At 69.5% G+C, this 5,302-nt stretch carries 5 protein-coding genes; all 5 read left to right on the top strand.

What is annotated here, in order from left to right; translation table 11 throughout:
* The first annotated feature begins 249 nt into the window (after nucleotides 1–249).
* Nucleotides 250–813: a molybdenum cofactor guanylyltransferase gene (locus VK923_07595; GenBank protein ID HSJ44528.1), complete on the top strand. Its 564-nt coding sequence runs from the start codon at nucleotides 250–252 to the stop codon at nucleotides 811–813.
* A gap of 129 nt (nucleotides 814–942) precedes the next feature.
* Nucleotides 943–2,043, top strand: a complete 1,101-nt coding sequence (locus tag VK923_07590) for an alpha/beta hydrolase-fold protein (GenBank protein HSJ44527.1) — start codon at nucleotides 943–945, stop codon at nucleotides 2,041–2,043.
* 145 nt (nucleotides 2,044–2,188) lie between these two features.
* Nucleotides 2,189–2,929, top strand: a complete 741-nt coding sequence (locus tag VK923_07585) for an alpha/beta hydrolase-fold protein (GenBank protein HSJ44526.1) — start codon at nucleotides 2,189–2,191, stop codon at nucleotides 2,927–2,929.
* Nucleotides 2,930–2,959: 30 nt separating this feature from the next.
* A complete protein-coding gene (locus tag VK923_07580; GenBank protein ID HSJ44525.1) occupies nucleotides 2,960–4,204 on the top strand; it encodes a hypothetical protein in 1,245 nt (414 codons plus the stop codon).
* 4 nt (nucleotides 4,205–4,208) lie between these two features.
* Nucleotides 4,209–5,027 carry a formate dehydrogenase accessory sulfurtransferase FdhD gene (fdhD, locus tag VK923_07575; protein HSJ44524.1) on the top strand — a complete coding sequence of 273 codons (819 nt, stop codon included), beginning with the start codon at nucleotides 4,209–4,211 and terminating at the stop codon, nucleotides 5,025–5,027.
* The last annotated feature ends 275 nt before the right edge of the window (nucleotides 5,028–5,302 follow it).

Raw genomic sequence — 5,302 nt, 5'->3', positions numbered from 1 at the left:
CTAGCACCGACATCACGCAGGACCGAGGGGCGGCCGGAAAGGCCGCCCCTCGAGGCGCGTCGGCCTTTGTCCGACTCCACCCGCCGTCAGCGGATGGCGGGAGCGCTGGGGAGCCTTGCCGGCCGCGGCCGGGACGATCATGGCGGGATCCCGGATGCGATGGTCACGGACAGCGACCACGCTGACGATGCCCGGCGGGCGGCCAGACGGCTGAGCCCTGCGATGGCCGGTGCCTGCGATGATGGTCACGTGCGTGACGACCTGACCGGATTGGTGCTTGCCGGCGGCGCCAGCCGTCGCATGGGCAGCGACAAGGCGCTGCTCGATGTCGACGGGCTGCCACTCGTCCACCACGTTGCGCAGCGGCTGGCGACCGTGTGCACGACGGTGCTCGTCGCGGCCGGTCCGCGCCGACTGCCCGACCTGCCGTGGAAGCAGGTCGACGACCATGCGGCCGGGGAGGGTCCGTTGTCCGCCATCATCGGCGGCCTGGGCGCCGCGACGACGCCTCTCGTGGCGGTGGTCGCCGTGGACATGCCGCACGTCGAGCCAGCGGTGCTCGTCTCGCTCGCGGACGCGTGGGACGGCCGGCCCGCCGTCGTGCCGGTCGTCGCGGGTCGGCCGCAGCCACTGCACGCCGTCTACGCGGTGGCCGGACTGGCCCGCCTCGCGGCCGCCTTCGCCGCCGGTGAGCGCTCGGTCTCACGCGTCCTGCCGCGAGTCGGCGCCCTGTTCGTCACCGTCGACGATGCCGGGCCATGGGCCGACGACCTCGACACGCCCGAGGATCTGGGGCGGTTCCGGCGCTGCTGAAGTGATGACCAGTCGGTCCCCCGACGTGGAGCCGGGACGTGCGGTCGTCCGTGGTCGGGTGGGCCGCGGGGCCCGGTCGTCGGCCTACCTGGGACCCCCTCCAGGGTCTATCCTGCGTACGACATGTCGATGTCCTCGGTGGGCCCGGTCGTCGACGCAACTGAGATCCTGTTCCGGTTGCGGCTGCCGTCCGATCACATCAGACGTGTGCGGTTGTGCCAGCAGCTGGCGCGTCCGCGCGTCGGTCCGGTCATGCAGCCCCTCGGCCCTGCGACCGGCGCCGACAACGGCGAACGGCTGTGGCACGGACGGCTGCGTCGGCCCGAGGTCGATCGGCTCGAGTACCAGTTCGAGGTCGAGCTCGCCGACGGCACCCGTGAGCTCACGCTCGATCCGCACAACCCGCTCCGCGCCCCGGGACCGTTCGGCGAGAAGTCCGTCGTCGAGCTCCCGGGCTATCGCCCACCGCTCTGGCTGGACGCCGATCCCGTGCCCGGTCGTTACCTCGCCCTGGGCATCGCCAGCGACCAGCTCGGCGGCACCGTCAACGTTGGCCTGTGGGCCAGCCCTCAGCTCGACGTCGAGCACGAGGCACCGCTGATCGTTGCGCACGACGGCCTCGAGTACGACCGCTACAGCAGCCTGCTGCGCTTCGTCAACGCCATGATCAGCCAGGACCGTGTGCCGCCCCTGCGCGTGCTGCTCATCCCACCCGTCGATCGCAACGAGCACTACGCGGCATCGCCGACGTACGGGCGTGCGCTGGCACGCGGGCTGATGCCCGTGCTCGACTGGCTGGCGCCCCAACCGCGCCCGCGCCGGGACGGACGCGCGTGGCGCATCGGCGTCGGCGCGAGCCTCGGCGCGCTCGCCACGCTGCACGCTCACCGTCGGTACCCGGACCTGTTCGGTGCCCTGTTCCTGCAGTCGGGCAGCTTCTTCCAGCAGCGCACCGACGGGCAGGAGTCCGGCTTCTTCCGCTTCGACCGCATTGCCGCGTTCGTCGACGACGTGTGCGGGGCCGCGACCTGGTCGCGGCCGGTGCCGGTGGGCATGACCTGCGGCACCGTCGAGGAGAACCTGGCCAACAACCGGCGCATGCGCGACGCGCTGTCGATGCAGGGATACGACGTCGGCTTCGCCGAGCATCGCGACGGGCACAACTGGGTTGCCTGGCGCGACAGTTTCGATCCTCACCTCACCGATCTGATCGAACGGGCGCTTGCATGAGTGCTCGACGCGACGGTCACGTCCACGGCGTGTGCCCGGATCTTCCGACCGACCCACCGCGGAGGGAACCGCAGCCCCTCGCAGGCCAAGAACGGTAGGCAGGCGTCATGAGTACCTCGTGGAGCGTCAGCGGTAGGCACAGATCATGAGACGTGAGCACGCGTACCTGCCGTCGCGGAGCATCGGCGCGGCCGGCGGGCTGATCGCCTACGGCCACTACGGCCGGCCGCTGCTGGTGTTCCCCTCCGAAGGGGGCAACTGCTGGGATTACGAGGACCGCGGGATGATCGAGGCGATCTCATGGCTGATCAATGACGGCCGGGTCAAGGTCTACTGCGTCGACAGCTATGACGGCGAGAGCTGGTCGGACCGCTCGATCGAGACCGAGGAACGGGCGCTGCGCCACGGCCGCTACGAGGACTGGATCACCACCGAGGTCGCCTCGTGGATCCACGCCGACTGCGGTGGCGCGCAGGACATCATCACGACCGGGGCGAGCATGGGCGCGTACCACGCCGCCAACTTCGCGCTCAAGCGGGCTGACCTGTTCCCGCTGGCCATCTGCCAGAGCGGCAACTACGACATCTCTGGCACAGGTTGGGGCCACCGCGGTGACGCGACTTACTTCAACAACCCGATGGAGTACGTCGCCAACGTGCACGGCGATCATCTCGAGTGGCTCCGCAGCCGCGTCCGGCTGCTGCTGATCTGCGGTCAGGGCCAGTGGGAGGACACCACCGGTGCGCTCGAGTCAACCAGGCGCTTCGCCGAGGTGCTCGCCTCGAAGGAGATCTCGTTCGAGATCGATCTGTGGGGCCACGACGTGCCACACGACTGGCCCAGCTGGCGGGCCCAGATCGCCCACCACCTGCCCCGTCTGGTCTGACGTGACATCGGCGACCCCAGGGAGCACGACATGACAACCCACCTCATCGGCATGCTGCTCGGGACGGAGGACGACTGGCCGACCGCGTTCGAACAGTTCATACGGCGCCTCGACCTGCGCATCCGCTACGACGGGGACACCCACACGTTCGACACCGAGCGCATCACGATCGAGCCGTTCAGTCTGCGCCAGCCGGCGCGCTACTCATTCGTCGTCGAACGTCTCGCCTACTGGTACTACCACCCGCGTGAGTGGCTGAAGAAGGTCGCGCTCATGGACGAGGTGTACCTGCCCAACGACCCCTTCACGTTCCAGAGCATGGAGAAGCACGCGGCCTTCTGTGCGGCGATCCGCATGGGCTTCAACGTGCCGGAGACATGGCTGCTGCCGCACAAGGTGCCGCCGGACAACGAGCGCTTCGCGCCGACCGCGCGCCGCTACAACCGCATCTTCGACCTCGAACGCGTGGGGGAGGCCGTCGGCTACCCGATGTACATGAAGCCGTTCCACGGTGGCGGCTGGGTCAACGTGACCCGCATCGGCGGTCCGCACGAGCTGCGCGCGGCCTTCGACGCCTCCGGCCGCGAGCTGATGCACGTCCAGGCCGGTGTGGAGGGCTACGACGTGTTCGCCCGCGGGCTGCAGATCGGCGCCGAGACGATCGTGCTGGCATACGACCCGACCAAGCACCTGCACGAGCGCTACAGCGTCAGCCACGACTTTCTGACGCCCGAGGCGGGCTACGAGATCGACACCTTCGGACGTACGATCGGGGCGTTCTTCCGCTGGGAGCACAACTCGTTCGAGGTGATCGTACGCGACGGCGTTGCGTACCCGATCGACTTCGCCAACGCGTGCCCGGACATGGCGATCATCAGCCTGCACTACTACTTCCCGTGGGCGATCCGCACGCTGGCCAAGTGGGCGGTCTACTGCAGCACGACCCGACGGCGGATGCGCCTCGACGGCCAGATGCGCGACTTCTACGACATCGCCGACGACGACAACCGCAGCTGGGCCGACAAGCTGGCGGCGTACCGGGCCCTGACCGACGACTACCTCGAGTGCGAGCGCTACGAGGAGTTCTGCGCGACCCACCTCAGCCAGGTCGACGAGGTGATGGTCGAGTACGTGTCGAGCCAGGAGTTCGACGACCACCTGGTGAACACGATCGTCCACGGGTTCCCCCAGCACGAGCACGAGCACTTCATCGCCCGGTACCGTGGGTTGCTCGGAGCGTGGGCCTCCGATCAGCAGCGACGCGCAGTGGGGTGACGAGATGGCCGAGCAGGTCACGGTCAGGCGCCGCATCCGCCGCATCGAGGGCGCCGCGGCGCGTCCGACCGTCGACACGCTCGCCGCGGAGGAACCGCTCGAGATCAGGGTCGGCGGCGAGGCGGTGTCGGTCACGATGCGCACGCCGGGGTCCGACTTCGAGCTCGCCGCCGGCTTCTGCCTGACCGAGGGGCTGATCGACGACCCCGCCGCCATCGCGCACGTCCGCTACTGTGCGGGCACGGACCCGGAATCCGGGCTGCAGACCTACAACGTGGTCGACATCGCGCTGCGCGGCGGCGGCTCCATCCCCGTCGACCTGCGACGCAACGTCTACACCACGTCGTCGTGCGGCATCTGCGGCACGGCCAGCATCGACGCGGTGCGGCGGGACTGGCCGGACATCGACGACGACGTGACGGTGGCCGCCGAGGTCCTCGCCGGTCTGCCCGACGCCATGCGGCGCGCGCAGCGGGTGTTCGACCGGACCGGCGGCCTGCACGCAGCTGCTCGCTTCTCGGTCGACGGTCGACTGCTCGACCTGCGCGAGGACGTGGGCAGGCACAACGCGGTCGACAAGCTCATCGGCACGGCGGCGCTGGCGGGTGACCTGCCGCTGCGTGGCCAGGTGCTGATGGTGTCGGGACGCGTGGCGTTCGAGATCGTCCAGAAGGCGCTGCGGGCGCGGATCCCCGTGATCGCGGCGGTGTCGGCACCGACGTCGTTGGCCGTTGAGCTGGCGGAGCAGGCGTGCCTCACGCTGGTCGGCTTCGTCAGGGACGACCACATGAACGTCTACACGTCCGACGAGCGCGTGACCTGACGCGCGGCAGAGCACGTCGTCGCTCCCGGGGAACACGCGCGGACGCGAGGGACACGCCCGGCACCCGAGAGACACGTTCGACGGTGTCACTGGTCGACCGCGGGGTGTCGTCGGCGTACCGCCGTGTCTGTCGTCCTGCGAGGCGCGCCAGCGGCGTGCGATGATCGACGGCACGATGTACGGGCTCGTCGGACGCAACGCGATGGTGGTTGGTGCGGCGGTGGCGGCCGTGCTGCTGATCATGCAGCTGCGGACGAGTGGGATCGACAACTACG

The sequence above is a fragment of the Euzebyales bacterium genome, from assembly GCA_035461305.1.
Taxonomy (GTDB): Bacteria; Actinomycetota; Nitriliruptoria; order Euzebyales; family JAHELV01; genus JAHELV01.
This window is presented reverse-complemented; position numbering and strand designations above follow the sequence as displayed.